Raw genomic sequence first — 14493 nt, 5'->3', positions numbered from 1 at the left:
GACGGCGGCCCGGGCCAATCGGACTGGTTCGGTTGCGCAGAATGACTGGCGGATATTTACTACATTTGCAACCGAGAGTTTGATTTGCCGCATACAAAGGTCGGAATATCGACACCTGTCCCTAAACTCTCTCCACCACAGGCAATTTGACGCCAATTGTCACGCTGAGCCCAGTCCGTGTAATTGACGAATGGCATGCGTTGACAGTTTGCCCTAATGCAGATAATTGTTACCGCCTATGAGAAATATATGCGCGCACTGTGCCAATAGTTGCGCATATATTTAGCCGGGAAACAAAGACAATTCCTGTCAACGTGCTTAAGGTCTGCAGCATTCGCTGGAGCACTTTTAGTAGAGAGTGACTGGAGTCATGGCAATGAAGAAGATCCTTGGCCGCTGTGGCACCGATTCGGTCAAATTCGGCGCCCCCCTGTTGGCCGCGATCGTGGTGACCGCGGGCGCGCACCTGTCCACGCCGCCGGAACCCCGCGCCATCCGGCAAGCCACGTCGCCCTACGTCCTGACCGCCACGGTCGACACCAGTTCGACCGCGGCGGGCATCGCCGAATCCGACTTCTACTACATGTCCGCCGACGACCTCGCCTCCGCCATGGACAGCCTGGACGCGCTGGGTGTCACTCAGATTCGCATCCTGGTGCCCTGGCGCAACATCGAAGCCACCGAGGGCGAGTACGACTGGTCGAGTCTCGACACCGTCATCGCCGCGGCCGCCGAACGCGGGATCGCCGTCACCGCCTGTGTCACCAGCACCCCGACCTGGGCCTCGGACTACGGCTACACCGTCGCCAACGGGGAGCCGTCCGATTACACGGACTACGCGTCGTTCGTCAGCGCACTGGCCACCCGGTATGGCGCCAGTGCCAACGACGGAAACCAGCTGATCTCCGCGTACGAGGTCTGGAACGAGCCCAACGGATATCTGGGATGGTCACCGACGCCGTCGGCACAGGACTACACCGAACTTCTCAAAGCTGCCTACACCGCCATCAAGGCCGCCGACCCCGATGCCACCGTAGTCGGCGGGGTGGTGGGCTCCGGAGTATCGCTGGGTACGGACACGATCAATGCCGTCGACTTCATCGAGCAGATGTACGCCGCCGGTGCGGCCGACTACTTCGATGCGCTGTCTATCCACCCCTACAGCCTGGCGAGCGAATTCAGCGCCGGCACCGGCACGGTCGATTCGGCCATCGAGCAGGTCGAGGCAATCCGCGCCCTGATGGATGCCAATGGCGATACGGACAAGCTGATCTGGGCCACCGAGTACGGTATGCCCACCACCGGTTCGTACACCGAGGCAATGCAATCGGAGTTTCTCCAGGATTTCCTCGAGGCGTGGTCGACCCTGACGGGCGTGGGGCCGATGTTCATCTACTCACTGGTGGATCAGGACACCGGCGACGGCAACATCGAGGACAACTGGGGCCTCTACACCGACGACTGGACCGCCAAGGATGCGGCGGCTGTGCTCGCCGCCTGGCTGGCAGCCAACCCGACCCTGGCCGAGGCCGGGTACACGCCCGTCTTCCCCACCGAGACCGACGACGGCAACGCGTACACCCGATTCGTGAAGAACCTGCAGCAGTTCATCGTCTCGATCAAAGCCACGATCGGCACCACGTTCGGCGCCGCGTGGGCGCAGCTGACGAGCATCAAGGTGATCGCCACCGCGGTGGTCAACAGTCTTTCGACGGCGGTGGGCAACGTACAGACCGGCATCACCACGGCACTGAACAGCGTGGTCAGTGCGGTCACGACGGCACTGTCGGCCGCCAAGGCATCAGCCACGTCGACCACCTCGACCACGTCGACGACCACCGGCACCACCGCCCTGGCCGCGACGGCGACATCGGCCACGGTGGCCTCGACAGTCACCGCCGAGGCGGATACCACCGCCGCAGAGACGACGGCGGTATCCGAAACCTCCACGACGTCAGCAACATCCGCGGTGGCCAAAACCTCGGCGACGGTCGCGGCATCCGCGGTGACTCAGGCGGAGTCGACCGACACCGTCACGGCTTCCGCCACGGAGGAGAAGGCGGCCACCACGGCGGAAACCACGTCCGCCGCGCAGGAGACGTCCTCGACCGCCGACACTGCGAAGGATTCCGCCACCTCGGCGTCGACGGACCCCTCGTCGACGACCAAGGCGGGCGATACCGATGCGGCGTCCGACACCACGGCGGCGTCGACGTCCACGAAGACCGCCAAGCCACAGAAGAAGACCAAGCGGACCAAGCCCGCCAAGGCGACCGCCGACGAGTCGACATCGTCGACCGCGTCCACCACATCGCCGCGACGCACCGCACCGTCAACCGCGCAGCGCGCCGCAACCCACCGCCAGAGCGGGGCATCCAAGGCGCAGAGCTCCGAGTCGACGAGCACCTCGCACGAGAGTGCCGACTAGCTCCCGACCACGCGGCGCAGCGGCACGGCCAGATCCCCGCGATCGCCCACCGTCACCCCGCCCACGCCCAGCCAGCCGGCCATCGCCTGCAGCTCGACGGAAAGGGCGGCGGCCACTCGGGACCGGTCCTGGCCGTCCTCGGCGAACGCCCCGACCACATGCAGCGCGTTGTCGGCGCGTTTGAGGTCCACCCGGCCCACCAGCTCACCGTCGAGAAGGAAAGGCCATACGTAGTAACCGAATTGGCGCTTCGGTGCGGGTACATAGATCTCGATGCGGTAGTGAAAGCCGAACAGGCGCTCCACCCGGGGCCGGAAGAAGATCAGCGGATCGAACGGGCACAGCAGCGCCGTGCCCCGGTCGAGGCGCGGCACCTTCTGCCCGGCCCGCAGGTAGGCGGGCGTTCCGTCGATCTCGACCGGCTCGAGTTCGCCTTCGGCTACCAGCGCCGCCACCGTGGGCTTGCTCTGCTTGGGACTCAGCCGGAAGTAGTCCCGTAGATCCGTCTCGGTCGCCACCCCGAGGGCACCGGCGGCACGCAAGATCAACTCGCGCACAGCTTCCTGATCATCAACCTCACGGGCCACCACGTCCGGCGGCAGCACCTTCTCGGCCAGGTCGTAGTGCCGAGCAAAACCCACCCGGGTCGCCGTCGTCAGCCTGCCGGAGGCGAACAGCGCCTCGGCCACCCACTTGGTATCGCTGCGATCCCACATCTCCTTCTTGGCGGGACCTTTGCGGCCACGCGGTTCAGACTCCAGGTGCGCCTCGATCTGACCGGCGGTGGACGGCCCGAGCACGTCCACGGCGGCGAGGACGTCCTCGACCAGCTGCTGGTTCTTGCGGACGATCTCGGTACCCCACCGGCCGTGCGTGTATTCCCGCATGCGCCAGCGCAGCAGCGGCCAGTCCTCGACCGCCATCAGCGCCGCCTCGTGCGCCCAGTACTCGACCAGCAACCGCGGACTCCTCGCACTGTGGCTCCAGGCGGCCCGGTCCAGCACATCGCGGTCGTAGCCGCCGAGCCGGCTGAACACCGGCGCGTAGTGGGCACGCACCGCGACCGATATCGAATCCAGCTGCAGCACCTGGATTCTGGCGATCAATCGCTTCAGATGCGCGCGGGTGACGGCGCCCGCGGGACGAGGCTCGTGGAAGCCCTGCGCGGCGATGGCGATGCGACGGGCCTGCGCAACGGTCAGAGAGGGCACCGGGTCATCGTGCCCTATGCCACCGACAAGCGGCGGTAACCGTTGAACCGGTAGCGCAGCCCGGAGTCGCTGGTCAGCCACGGGCCGTGGCTCACCGACCAGGAATCGTCGAGCACCGGGGCGAACGCATCGCCGTCGACGTCGATATCGATCTCGGTGACCTCCACCCGGTCGGCCAACGGCAACGCCAGCGCATACAGCTGGGCCCCGCCGATCACCCAACCCTCGAGGTCATCCGGCAGCGCGGTGACCACCTCGGCCCCGTCGGCCACATAGCTCGCGTCTCGGGTCACCACCACATTGCGGCGCCCGGGCAGTGGGCGCACCTTGGCGGGCAGAGACTCCCAGGTCGACCTGCCCATGATCACGGTCTGACCCATGGTCAACTCTTTGAATCGGGCCTGGTCTTCGGGCAGCCGCCAGGGGATTCCGTTGTCCCGGCCGATCACCCCCGAGGTGGACTGCGCCCAGATCAGCGCTGTCGTCATACCGCCACGGGGGCCTTGATCCCCGGGTGCGGGTCGTAGTTCTTGATCTCGATATCGTCATAGGTGTAATGGAAGATCGAATCACGATGGGCCAGAACAAGTTCCGGGTAGGGTCGCGGATCGCGGGACAGCTGCAGGGTGACCTGATCGACGTGGTTGTCATAGATGTGACAGTCCCCGCCCGTCCACACGAACTCCCCCACCCCCAAGCCGGCCTGGGCCGCCATCATGTGGGTGAGCAGCGCGTAGCTGGCGATGTTGAACGGCACGCCGAGGAACAGGTCGGCGCTGCGCTGGTAGAGCTGGCAGCTCAGCCGCCCGTCCGCGACATAGAACTGGAAGAACGCATGGCACGGCGGCAGGGCCATCTGCGGGATCTCGCCGACGTTCCAGGCCGAGACGATGTTGCGGCGACTGTCGGGATCGCGTTTGAGCAGTTCCAGGGCTTGGCTGATCTGGTCGATGTGCTCGCCGGACGGCGTCGGCCAGGACCGCCACTGCACGCCATAGACCGGGCCCAGATCACCGGTGTCGGAAGCCCATTCGTCCCAGATGGTGACGCCGCGCTCCTGCAGCCAGCGCACATTCGAGTCACCCCGCAGGAACCACAACAATTCGTAGACGATCGACTTGGTGTGCACCTTCTTGGTGGTGATCAGCGGGAAGCCCGAGTTGAGGTCGTATCGCATCTGGTGGCCGAACAGGCTGCGCGTTCCGGTACCGGTGCGGTCGGACTTCGGCGTGCCCCGCTCCAGCACCAGACGCAGCAGATCCTCGTACGGGGTGGCAATCGGCACGCGCACAGTTTACGTCCGAACACCTGAGGTAGAACGGACACCATGCCGATCACCCAAGACACCATCACCACTGTCGACGGCACCTGCACCGTCACCGTGGCCACGCCCGACGGGACCGGCCCCTGGCCCGCTGTCGTGATGTTCCCCGACGCCGGCGGCCTGCGTCCCACGTTCGACCAGATGGCGGCCCAACTGGCCGGCTTCGGCTATGTGGTGCTGGTACCCGATGTCTACTACCGCACCCCGGGCTGGGGCCCCTTCGACCTCAACACCGTGTTCACCGACCAGGAGCAGCGCAAGCAGCTCTTCGAGCTGATGGGCACGCTCACCCCGAAGATCTTCGCGGCCGATGCCGAGGCGTTCTTCGACTATCTGGCGGCCCGGCCCGATGTCGCCGGCGACAAGTTCGGCACCACCGGCTACTGCATGGGCGGGCGGGCCTCCCTGATCGTGGCCACCCGGGTACCCGAGCGCGTCGCGGCGGCGCTGTCGTTTCACGGTGGCCGGCTGGCGGTTGAGGACGATCCGGACAGCCCGCATCTGCGGGCCGACAAGATCACCGCGGTCGTCTATGTCGGCGCCGCCGAGAACGACGCCTCCTTCACCACCGACGACGCCAAGCGGCTCGAGGATGCCCTGTCCGGCGCCGCCGTCGAACACACCATCGAGTTCTATTCCGCCGCGCACGGTTTCGCGGTGCCCGACAACGCGGCGGTGTACGACGAGGCGGCCGCCGAGCGGCATTGGTCGAACACCGAACGAGTTCTCGGGGCCGCTTTCGCCCGGGCGTAGCCGGTAAGCGACGATTGACGGCGTGTACGACCAGCCCAGCACCTTCGAACCCGACCCCGCCGAGCCCGGATTCCGGATCGACCCGGTACTCGCGCGCAGCTGGCTGCTGGTCAACGGCGCCCAGTACGACCGTTTCGCGGCGGCCGCCCAGTCCCGCGCGGACATCGTGATCCTCGACATCGAAGACGCGGTGGCCCCGAAGGACAAGGATCACGCCCGCGGCAACGTGGTGCGCTGGCTGGGCGACGGCAACACCGACTGGGTCCGGATCAACGGATTCGGCACACCGTGGTGGGCCGACGATCTGGAGATGCTGAGCGGCACCTCGGTCGGCGGCGTCATGCTCGCCATGGTCGAGTCCGTCGACCATGTCACCGAGACCGCGCGGCGCCTGCCCGACGTGCCGATCGTGGCGCTGGTGGAGACGGCCCGTGGGCTGGAACGCATCACCGAGATCGCGGCGGCCAAGGGTACGTTCCGGCTGGCTTTCGGCATCGGCGACTTCCGCCGCGACACCGGATTCGGGGACAACCCCGCCACGCTGGCCTACGCCAGGTCGCGGTTCACCATCGCCGCCAAGGCCGCACAGCTGCCCAGTGCCATCGACGGGCCCACGGTCGGGTCGAGCGCCCGCAAGCTCAGCGAGGCGACCGCCGTGTCGGCGGAGTTCGGGATGACGGGCAAGATCTGCCTGACCCCCGAGCAGTGCCCCACGGTGAACGAGGGGCTGTCCCCCTCACAAGAGGAAATCAGCTGGGCCCGAGAGTTTTTCACCGAGTTCCAGCGGGACGGCGGCGAAATCCGCAACGGCTCGGATCTGCCGCGCATCGCGCGCGCCAACAAGATCCTGGATCTGGCGAAGGCCTATGGCATCCACGAGTCCGACTTCGGCGACGACCCCGATCACATCCCCGCGCCGTCGGACACCTTCCACTACTGAGTGTCGTCGCGGTGCAGGAAGGTCCGCACCGCCCGCAGCACACCACGGCCGGCGTAGATTCCGGCGGCCACCGACACGATGATCATCGCGATGAACATCACCAGCCAGTTGGTGCGACTATGGCTGACGTTCCACCACACGATGGTGAACAGCACGGCGCAGAGAAACACCACGATGTCACGCCAATTACCCCGGTAGGACAGCGCCGCCTCGCGGATCTCACGGCTGCGCTCACCCGCGCTGATCAGTTCGTCGATGCGCATGTCGATGCTGGCCTGCAGCCGCGCTTTGCGCTCGACCTGATCCGGCGGAATACGCTCGAGCAGGTCGAGATCCTTGGCGATGAGCCCGCGCATGTCCGGCGGTTTGAGGTTCCCCGCGATCACACCCAACATGGCCCCACCGGCGATCGGCGCGGCGCCAAGTGCGAGTTCAGCGATCCCAGGCATAGCGGGGAGCCTACCGCCCGCGTCAGTTTTGACGCAGGGACTCGATGCGGTCGGCCAGCATGACGGTCCACTCCGCGACATAGTCCTCGTCCGCGATATCGGGCTGCGGTGCGCGGAATACGATGCTGCTGACCCGTTTTCCGAGCAGGGCGTTCACACCCAAGGTCGCGACCCGGCGGGCGTCGGCCGGCGCCAGGTCGGGCGCGCAGGCGGTGAGCCAGCCCGCGAGTTCGGTGCACAGTCCGTCGACGAGCGCGGCGTACGCATCGTGCACGCGGGCGGAGTCTGCGGCGGGGGTCCGCGCCGCGACCTGGAGGAACTCACCCTCCTGGTCCAGGACGCTCAGCAGGTAGCGACACAGCAGGGTGAGCTCGGTGCGCAGATCACCCAGACCTGCGAACAGTGCACTGATGTCGCGCATCGCCCTGCGCCTGTCGAGCTGGCGGTCGATGCCGGCCGTGAGCAGGGCTTCCTTGGATTTGAAGTGGTTGTAGAGCGCGCCGCAGCCCGGGACAAGGCCGGCGGCCTTCTCGATCTGGTTGATGCTGGTCGCCCGGTAGCCCTGCTCGCCGAACAGCCGCATGCCCTCATTGACCAGTCGTTCCTTGGTCGATATGTCCACCCTTGACCGTCCATAAGTGAGTACATATATTTGGTATGACTGCACTATAGCAAGCGGGCCGCCCGAGGAGGACCCTGATGTCCGGTGACGATCGCGCGGTCCCGCGTGGCCGGGTCCGTCGCACGATGCCGGTGGCCGGGTTCACCGCCCGGGCCGCCGGGGGCCGGGTGGTGGCCACATTGCGGGAGAAGGCGGGCAACACCGGCGCCGTGGAACGGTTCCATGAGCGCACCGCCGAGCGGTACGTGGAACTGCTCGGCCGTTCCAAGGGCGTCCTGATGAAGGCCGGCCAGTTGGTGTCGATGGTGGATGCCGGCGCGATCGGTGCGGGTGAGCTCACGCCGTATCAGAAAGCCCTAACCAGCCTGCAGGCCGACGCCCCGCCCATGGACAGCACGCTGGCGCTGCGCACCCTGGAGAATGAGCTGGGCAGGCCGGTCGATGCCGTGTTCGCCGAGTTCGACGCCGAACCGGTCGCGGCGGCCTCCATCGGTCAGGTACACCGCGCCGTCCTGCATGACGGTCGTCGGGTGGCCGTCAAGATCCAGTACCCGGGCGTGGCGCAGGCCATCCGCGATGACCTGTCCAATACCGAGCTGCTCTCCACCGTCTTCCGGTTCGCTGCCGGCGCGGCGGGAACGCTGGGTGCTGCGATGCCCGATATCGGGGAGGCCGCCGCCGAGATCTCGGCACGCATCTCCGAAGAACTCGACTACCGGCAGGAAGCGGCCCACATCCGTGCCTTCGGTGAGCTGTATCGCGGTCATCCGTTCATCCGGGTGCCCGAGGTGATTCCCGAGGCCTCGGCCGACCGTGTGCTGACCATGACGTATCTCGATGGACTGGATTGGGCCGCAGCCCAACAGGCCGACCAGGATCTCAAGAACACCTGGGCCGAGGTGCTCACGCGATTCATCACCGGCTCGTACCGACACGGCAATCTGTTCCACGCCGACCCCCACCCCGGCAACTACCGATTCGGCCTCGACGGCACCGTCGGCTTCCTCGACTTCGGCTGCGTGAAGGTGCTCACCGAGCACACCCGCCAGATGATCGTCACGATGATGCACACGGCGGTGAACCGGCGCAAGGACGAGCTGCGCGAACTGATGGTCGAAAGCGGTTTCCTGACCGCGGATTCCACGCTCACGGCTGAAGAGACCTTTCAGTGGTACGCGGGCATCATCCACGAGATCCTCGGTCCGCAGCCGGCCACGTACACCGAAGAGGCCTCCGCACGCGCCATCGAGTACCTCATCGACGTGCGGTCCGCTGATCACCCGATGCGCCGGATGTCGGTGCCGCCCGATTTCGTGTTCTTCTCCCGGCTCAACCTGTCGATGAACGCCATCTTCACCGCATTGCACGCCACGTACCACGCGCGGGCCATGCTCGACGATATGGACGGGATAGCCGAACCCGTCAGCGATCTCGGCCGAAGGCATGTCGCCTGGGTCAAAGAGCGCGGCCTCCCGTTCGGACTGGATCACCATGACCAGCGCTGATATCACCGGTGCCCGCCTGCCGTGGGAGGCCGCCGATCCGTACGAGTTCTACGAGGCCCGCCGCGCCGAGGGCAGTGTGGTGTGGGACGAGGCCGCCCAAGCCTGGCTGATCCTGAGTTATGACGCGGCCCGTCAGGTGCTCGGTGGCACCGGCTGGACCAGCGATCCGTTCGCCAACGCGCTGGCCCAGGCGTCCTCGGATGCCGTCAGTCGCGAGTTCTCGCGCAGATCCATGCTTTTCGCCGACGGCGCCGACCATCGTCGACTACGCGGGTCGGTCCGGGATGTCTTCACCCGCAGCTTCATCGAGAACCTCGGCTCGGGTGTGGAGTCCATCGCCGACGATCTGATCGGCCATCCGCCCACCGGACGCGAATTCGACTTCATGGCCGATATCGCCCTTCCGCTGCCCATCGCGGTGGTCAGCGCGTGGCTGGACCTCGATGCCGAGGCCGCCCATCTGCTGCGCGAGGTCTCCCCCGTCATCATCCGCATGCTCGGGACCCTTGCCGACCCGGACGAGATGGCCGCGGGTGCCACCGCCTCGGCGAGGCTGATGGCCCAATTCCTGCCCACCGCGGCCGACCGCCGGGTGCACCCCGGCGACGATCTGTTGAGTTTCCTCGCCGGCGATCCCGACCTGTCGCTCGACGAAGTCGTCATGACGGCCATCCTCATCGCCGTGGCCGGACACGAGACCACCGCCAATCTTCTGGGCGCGGCAATGGTCACGCTGCTCACCCCGGGTGGTGACGGCACTCGCATCGCCGACCGCATCGACGCTGCAGACCCGGCGGTGATCACCGAACTGCTCCGCCTCGACGCGCCGGTGCAATCCACCGTCCGCACCGCCATCGAGCCCCACGAACTCGACGGTGTCGAGATCGCAGCCGGCGAGAGCACCCTGGTCGTGATCGCTGCCGCCAATCGCGATCCCGCCGTGTTCGAGGAACCCGACCGCTTCCGGCTCGACAGAACGGCACCGGCCCCCCTGTCCTTCGGATACGGCGCGCACTACTGCCTGGGCGGCGCGCTGGCGGCCCTCGAGATCTCGATCGCCCTGCCGAAGATCCTCGCCCGCCAACCCGTTCTGCACGGGGCGGTGCGGTGGCGGGACACGCCGGCCATCCGGGGGCCGCTCGTCGTGCCGATGGTGTTCGGCGGCTGATTCACCCGACGGCGAGCGCAGGCACTGTCCAAGCGCCGGTGAAGAACTCGCTGCGCGGGCGGTACAGCCGAATCAGGTAGTTCCAGCCAATCGGAGTGACGATGCAATTGGGCGGGGCGTCGTCGCCGACCTCGGCCCGCAAGCGCACGGTGATCGAGCCGTCCTCGTTCGGCACTCCGGTGATACTGTTGACCGAGTACAGGTTTCGTGGGTTCGGCTCGAAGAAACCAGCGGCGTTGTATACCGAGACCGACCAGAATGCCTCCACCGGAACATCTTTGAAGGTCAGCTCGTACTCGCCCGGCGGTAACGCCGGATCGACACCGACATAGGAAGCCTCCGACGTCGGCAACCCTCCCCATCCTGCGGCGGTGCCGATGAGATGGTGGACCGGATCCACCTCGTCCGGACGTCCGAATGTCCGCTCGAATTCGGTCAGACCACTCGCCAGGCTCAGCAGGGCTTCGCGTGTCTTGTCCAGACTTCCGCGGTCGTAATCCGGCGCGATGAAGGCTTCCGAAGAACTCGTTTCCAGCTTCATACGATCCTGCAGGGCGCTTACCGCAGCGACATCGTCAGGGTCGAGCGGATCGACCAGGGTGCGGACACCGACCATGACGTACCGTGATCCACTCAGCTCCTGTGTCAGAAGGTGGCGGCCCGGCTCGTGCAGGATGACGTTGATGTAGTGGTCCTCGTTCACCACCATCGCGGACATGTACCGCCCGGCGGAGTCGGGAAGGGAGAGCCAGGCCGGCTCTGCAAGGTCGAGGATGGCGAAGCTGTACAAGGTGTCCCGGTTCAGGCGGATGACGGTCTGCTCGTCGATCGACGCCGGCAGCCGGTTGTGCCGGAACACATTGACCCCGCCCGCGTCGCGCTGGATATCGGCGAACATCCTGTGTGTCTCGGCGCGAACAAAGTTGTCGGCGTTGACCAACACCGCCATATCAGGTTCTCCCGTCGATTGGTGACACCCCGACCCATCCGAAGACCAGGGCAATCTCTGATTATTGCCGATCACGCGGTCAGCGCAGCGGCGACCGTCGCCCCCAGATTCCAGCACGCCTCGAGGTCGGATTTGGCGGGCTTCCCCGAGACCACGACATACTCGGCCGCTTTCACCCAGCCCAGTCCCGCAGTGATCCCGGTGATGGCACGCTCGGCACCCTCGGTGCCCTCATTGCCGTGCAGCCATAGTCCGAACGGCCTGCCCCGGGTGGAATCGAGGATCTGGTAGTACGACTCGTCGAAGGCATGTTTGAGCGCCCCGCTCAGATATCCCAGGTTGACCGGGCTGCCGAGCAGATACCCGTCGGCTTCCAGCATGTCCACCGGCGACACCGTCAGTGCCGGACGGCGCACCACCTCGACGCCTTCGATCTCCGGATCCGTCGCACCCGAAAGCACCGCCTCGAACATCTCCTGGCAATGCGGCGACGGGGTGTGGTGCACGACCAGCAGCTTCACGCGCGTTCCACGGCCCGTTCCATATCGACCGCCGTGCGCATCGTCTCGCGGGCGCGGCTCCGGTCGCCGGCGTAGTCATAGGCCCGGGCCAGCCGGTACCACCGCACCCAGTTGTCCCGGTCGGCTTCCAGCTCCTCGCGGACCGTCTCGAAGAGCCCGTCGGCCGCGTCGCGGTCGATCCGGCCCGACGGCATCCTCGGCAGTGCACTGACGTCCAGCTCCATCCCGGCCTCGCGGGCCAGCCGAGCCAGCCGCTGGTGTGCGAATCCGGCCCGCAGGGTGCTCACCATCGCCCACAGTCCGACGATGGGCAGCAAGAGCAACGCCACCCCCAGCCCGATGGCCGCAGCCTCGCCGGAGGCGATGAACGCCACGGCGATCCGGCCGAGGATGACGAAGTAGACGACCATCGCGACGCACATCAGGCCGATCAGGAGCTGGATGCGCAGGCTGCGCACACCGTCCCGCCTGTCCGGGTCGGCCATCAGAGATCGAGGAGCGGTTCGATGCCGATGGTCAGGCCGGGGCGCCGGGCCACCTTGCGCACCCCGAGCAGCACCCCCGGGACGAACGACGTCCGATCCAGGCTGTCGTGGCGGATGGTCAGCGTCTCCCCCGTGGTGCCGAACAGCACCTCCTGGTGCGCGATCAATCCGGCCAGCCGGATCGAGTGCACCGGGATCCCGTCGACATCGGCCCCGCGTGCACCGTCGAGGCCTGTACTGGTGGCATCGGGGTTGGGCGGCAGACCTTTTCGCTCTTCCGCGATGAGCTTGGCGGTGCGCATGGCCGTGCCCGACGGCGCGTCGGCCTTGTACGGGTGATGCAGTTCGATGACCTCGACGGACTCGAAGTGCCGCGCGGCCTGCTTGGCGAAGTGCATGCTCAGCACGGCACCGATGGCGAAATTCGGGGCGATCAACACCGACGCCCCGGGTGCGGCATCGAGCCAGGCCCGGACCTGGGCGATGCGTTCCTCGGTGAAGCCCGTGGTCCCGACGACGGCATGAATCCCGTTGTCGATCAAGAACTTCAAGTTGTCCATCACCACATCGGGATGGGTGAAGTCGATGACCACCTCGGTACCGCTGTCGGTCAGCGTCGACAGCGCGTCACCCGCATCGACCTCGGCCGACAACTCCAGATCGGCGGCATCCCGCACGGCGGCGACCATGGTCGCGCCGACTTTGCCCTTGGCACCCAGTACCGCAACTCGCATGGGGGAAGCCTACTGCGGGGTCCGTACCGTGGAGCCATGCGCCTTGTCCCGTTCCTTGTCGCCATGCTGGCCGTGGCCGGCAGCGCCGGTACCGCGACGGCTGATGAGGCCCCCACGCCCGAAGGTGTCGGTGGCGGTCACGGGCGAGCAGATCCCCGGCAACGGGCCGTTGACGCTGAGTTTCGCCGACGGCCGGCTCTCGGCGTTCGCCGGCTGCAACCGCGGGTCCGGCCTGGCCGATCTCAGCGGTGGGCATCTGACGACACGGCTGGCCACCACGATGATGGCCTGCCCACTCATCGGCACCGGCTGGCGGGTGGACACGCTGCACTCAACACCAGCGGGCCGGTATGCGACGGCGAACTCGGTGACCTCGAACGATCGATCCTGCGCGTGCTCCACGGCCCGGTCCAGACCTCGATCGACGGCGATCGCCTGACACTCACCGGCGCCGAAGGCACCGGACTGGTGCTGCGCGCCGAGTAGCATCTGGCCATGCGCGGCTCGAAGATCCTCATCACAGGTCCGACCGGACAGGTCGCGGCACCCCTGGCGTTATCGCTGGCAGCCGAGAACGAGGTGTGGGGTATCGCCCGATTCACCGACACCGCAGCCCGAGAGAGTCTGGAAAGCGCGGGGATTCGCTGCGAGAAGGTCAACCTCGCCGCGGGCGACTTCAGCGGCATCCCGTCCGATTTCGACTACGTCCTCAACCTCGCGGTCGCCAAGAGCGGACGCTGGGACAAGGACCTGGGGGCCAATGCCGAATCGGTGGGTCTGCTGATGGCGCACTGCGCCGACGCGAAGGCGTTCCTGCACTGTTCGTCGGCCGCGGTGTACGACCCGCCCGATGACGAGCCGCGCACCGAGACCGCAGCACTCGGCGACAATCACAAGTCACTGCTTCCGACGTACTCGATCTCCAAGATCGCCGGCGAGGTGGTCGCCCGCACGATGGCTCGCGCGCTCGGTGTGCCGACGGTGATCGCCCGGCTCAACGTGCCCTATGGCGACAACGGCGGCTGGCCGTTCTATCAGATGGAGATGATGCGCGCCGGGGTGCCGATCCCCGTCCCGCCCGGCGGTCCCGCGCGCTACAACCCCATTCACGAGGACGACATCATCGCGACGCTGCCGAAGATGCTCGCCGCCGCGTCGGTACCCGCGACGACGGTCAACTGGTGCGGTGATCAGACGGTCAGCCTGCAGGAATGGTGCACCTACATCGGCGAACTCGTCGGGCGCGAGCCGGTGTTCGAAGAGAGCGCACAGGCCTTGCGTGGCGGCCCGACCGACACGACGCGGATGCACGAACTCGTCGGCGGCACGGCGGTGGACTGGCGGGACGGTATCCGCCGGATGGTGGCGAACTTCCACCCCGAGCTCCTGAGGACCTAGCGGGCA

General features: G+C 66.7%; 16 protein-coding genes. 7 read left to right on the top strand and 9 right to left on the bottom strand.

What is annotated here, in order from left to right:
* Positions 1–376: 376 nt before the first annotated feature.
* Positions 377–2428, top strand: coding sequence for a GH39 family glycosyl hydrolase (locus tag FHU31_RS12625; RefSeq protein ID WP_167158726.1), 2052 nt, complete (start codon positions 377–379; stop codon positions 2426–2428).
* On the opposite strand, the gene FHU31_RS12620 is transcribed toward FHU31_RS12625, so the two are convergent.
* From FHU31_RS12620 to FHU31_RS12610, 3 genes are read right to left on the bottom strand one after another with little or no spacing between them, the layout of a single operon-like run.
* Positions 2425–3639: a winged helix-turn-helix domain-containing protein gene (locus FHU31_RS12620; protein ID WP_167158724.1), complete on the bottom strand. Its 1215-nt coding sequence runs from the start codon at positions 3637–3639 to the stop codon at positions 2425–2427. The two genes, FHU31_RS12625 and FHU31_RS12620, sit on opposite strands and share 4 nt — an antisense overlap.
* Before the next feature lie 14 nt (positions 3640–3653).
* Positions 3654–4127: a dihydrofolate reductase gene (locus tag FHU31_RS12615; protein WP_167158722.1), complete on the bottom strand. Its 474-nt coding sequence runs from the start codon at positions 4125–4127 to the stop codon at positions 3654–3656.
* On the bottom strand, positions 4124–4924 hold the full coding sequence (locus FHU31_RS12610) for a thymidylate synthase (RefSeq protein ID WP_167158721.1): 801 nt from the start codon (positions 4922–4924) through the stop codon (positions 4124–4126). Before FHU31_RS12610 ends, FHU31_RS12615 begins: the two co-directional genes overlap by 4 nt.
* 42 nt (positions 4925–4966) lie before the next feature.
* On the opposite strand from FHU31_RS12610, the gene FHU31_RS12605 reads away from it, so the two are divergent.
* Positions 4967–5716: a dienelactone hydrolase family protein gene (locus tag FHU31_RS12605; protein WP_167158719.1), complete on the top strand. Its 750-nt coding sequence runs from the start codon at positions 4967–4969 to the stop codon at positions 5714–5716.
* Between the two features lie 22 nt (positions 5717–5738).
* A complete protein-coding gene (locus tag FHU31_RS12600; RefSeq protein ID WP_167158717.1) occupies positions 5739–6656 on the top strand; it encodes an HpcH/HpaI aldolase/citrate lyase family protein in 918 nt (305 codons plus the stop codon).
* Here FHU31_RS12600 and FHU31_RS12595 read toward each other — a convergent pair.
* A complete protein-coding gene (locus FHU31_RS12595) occupies positions 6650–7105 on the bottom strand; it encodes a hypothetical protein (RefSeq protein ID WP_167158715.1) in 456 nt (151 codons plus the stop codon). The two genes, FHU31_RS12600 and FHU31_RS12595, sit on opposite strands and share 7 nt — an antisense overlap.
* Before the next feature lie 22 nt (positions 7106–7127).
* Positions 7128–7688 carry a TetR/AcrR family transcriptional regulator gene (locus FHU31_RS12590; protein WP_167160973.1) on the bottom strand — a complete coding sequence of 187 codons (561 nt, stop codon included), beginning with the start codon at positions 7686–7688 and terminating at the stop codon, positions 7128–7130.
* Positions 7689–7804: 116 nt separating this feature from the next.
* On the opposite strand from FHU31_RS12590, the gene FHU31_RS12585 reads away from it, so the two are divergent.
* Both FHU31_RS12585 and FHU31_RS12580 read left to right on the top strand, forming a co-directional pair.
* Positions 7805–9232 carry an ABC1 kinase family protein gene (locus FHU31_RS12585; protein WP_234901189.1) on the top strand — a complete coding sequence of 476 codons (1428 nt, stop codon included), beginning with the start codon at positions 7805–7807 and terminating at the stop codon, positions 9230–9232.
* Positions 9219–10400, top strand: coding sequence for a cytochrome P450 (locus tag FHU31_RS12580; protein WP_167158713.1), 1182 nt, complete (start codon positions 9219–9221; stop codon positions 10398–10400). The genes FHU31_RS12585 and FHU31_RS12580 overlap by 14 nt, the downstream gene beginning before the upstream one ends.
* Position 10401: 1 nt before the next feature.
* On the opposite strand, the gene FHU31_RS12575 is transcribed toward FHU31_RS12580, so the two are convergent.
* The 4 genes from FHU31_RS12575 to dapB all read right to left on the bottom strand — a co-directional run bounded on the left by FHU31_RS12575 (position 10402) and on the right by dapB (position 13089).
* Complete coding sequence (locus tag FHU31_RS12575) at positions 10402–11349, bottom strand: DUF1214 domain-containing protein (RefSeq protein WP_167158712.1); 948 nt, start codon at positions 11347–11349, stop codon at positions 10402–10404.
* A 71-nt stretch (positions 11350–11420) separates the two neighbouring features.
* Entirely contained in the window at positions 11421–11822 is a 402-nt protein-coding gene (locus tag FHU31_RS12570; protein WP_167160969.1) for a flavodoxin family protein, read from the bottom strand.
* A gap of 44 nt (positions 11823–11866) precedes the next feature.
* Positions 11867–12355, bottom strand: a complete 489-nt coding sequence (locus tag FHU31_RS12565) for a hypothetical protein (protein ID WP_167158710.1) — start codon at positions 12353–12355, stop codon at positions 11867–11869.
* Positions 12355–13089, bottom strand: a complete 735-nt coding sequence (gene dapB, locus FHU31_RS12560) for a 4-hydroxy-tetrahydrodipicolinate reductase (protein WP_167158708.1) — start codon at positions 13087–13089, stop codon at positions 12355–12357. The genes FHU31_RS12565 and dapB overlap by 1 nt, the downstream gene beginning before the upstream one ends.
* Here dapB and FHU31_RS12555 point away from each other — a divergent pair.
* Both FHU31_RS12555 and FHU31_RS12550 read left to right on the top strand, forming a co-directional pair.
* Positions 13043–13528 (top strand): META domain-containing protein, encoded by a 486-nt coding sequence (locus FHU31_RS12555; protein ID WP_337788909.1) that lies wholly within the window; start codon positions 13043–13045, stop codon positions 13526–13528. The two genes, dapB and FHU31_RS12555, sit on opposite strands and share 47 nt — an antisense overlap.
* A 56-nt stretch (positions 13529–13584) precedes the next feature.
* Positions 13585–14487 carry an NAD-dependent epimerase/dehydratase family protein gene (locus FHU31_RS12550; RefSeq protein ID WP_167158704.1) on the top strand — a complete coding sequence of 301 codons (903 nt, stop codon included), beginning with the start codon at positions 13585–13587 and terminating at the stop codon, positions 14485–14487.
* Positions 14488–14493 lie beyond the last annotated feature (6 nt).

The sequence above is a fragment of the Mycolicibacterium fluoranthenivorans genome (genome assembly GCF_011758805.1).
GTDB classification, from domain to species: domain Bacteria; phylum Actinomycetota; class Actinomycetes; order Mycobacteriales; family Mycobacteriaceae; genus Mycobacterium; species Mycobacterium fluoranthenivorans.
Note: the sequence above shows the minus strand (reverse complement) of the source record. Positions and strands in the feature narration are given on the sequence as shown.

Bases quoted from the DNA above. Each gene is read 5' to 3' on its own strand.
- FHU31_RS12625 (WP_167158726.1), top strand. From the start codon at position 377: ATGAAGAAGATCCTTGGCCGCTGTGGCACCGATTCGGTCAAATTCGGC.
- FHU31_RS12615 (WP_167158722.1), bottom strand. From the start codon at position 4,127: ATGACGACAGCGCTGATCTGGGCGCAGTCCACCTCGGGGGTGATCGGC.
- FHU31_RS12605 (WP_167158719.1), top strand. From the start codon at position 4,967: ATGCCGATCACCCAAGACACCATCACCACTGTCGACGGCACCTGCACC.
- FHU31_RS12595 (WP_167158715.1), bottom strand. From the start codon at position 7,105: ATGCCTGGGATCGCTGAACTCGCACTTGGCGCCGCGCCGATCGCCGGT.
- FHU31_RS12590 (WP_167160973.1), bottom strand. From the start codon at position 7,688: ATGCGGCTGTTCGGCGAGCAGGGCTACCGGGCGACCAGCATCAACCAG.
- FHU31_RS12585 (WP_234901189.1), top strand. From the start codon at position 7,805: ATGTCCGGTGACGATCGCGCGGTCCCGCGTGGCCGGGTCCGTCGCACG.
- FHU31_RS12580 (WP_167158713.1), top strand. From the start codon at position 9,219: ATGACCAGCGCTGATATCACCGGTGCCCGCCTGCCGTGGGAGGCCGCC.
- FHU31_RS12575 (WP_167158712.1), bottom strand. From the start codon at position 11,349: ATGGCGGTGTTGGTCAACGCCGACAACTTTGTTCGCGCCGAGACACAC.
- FHU31_RS12570 (WP_167160969.1), bottom strand. From the start codon at position 11,822: ATGTTCGAGGCGGTGCTTTCGGGTGCGACGGATCCGGAGATCGAAGGC.
- FHU31_RS12565 (WP_167158710.1), bottom strand. From the start codon at position 12,355: ATGGCCGACCCGGACAGGCGGGACGGTGTGCGCAGCCTGCGCATCCAG.
- FHU31_RS12555 (WP_337788909.1), top strand. From the start codon at position 13,043: ATGGTCGCGCCGACTTTGCCCTTGGCACCCAGTACCGCAACTCGCATG.
- dapB (WP_167158708.1), bottom strand. From the start codon at position 13,089: ATGCGAGTTGCGGTACTGGGTGCCAAGGGCAAAGTCGGCGCGACCATG.
- FHU31_RS12550 (WP_167158704.1), top strand. From the start codon at position 13,585: ATGCGCGGCTCGAAGATCCTCATCACAGGTCCGACCGGACAGGTCGCG.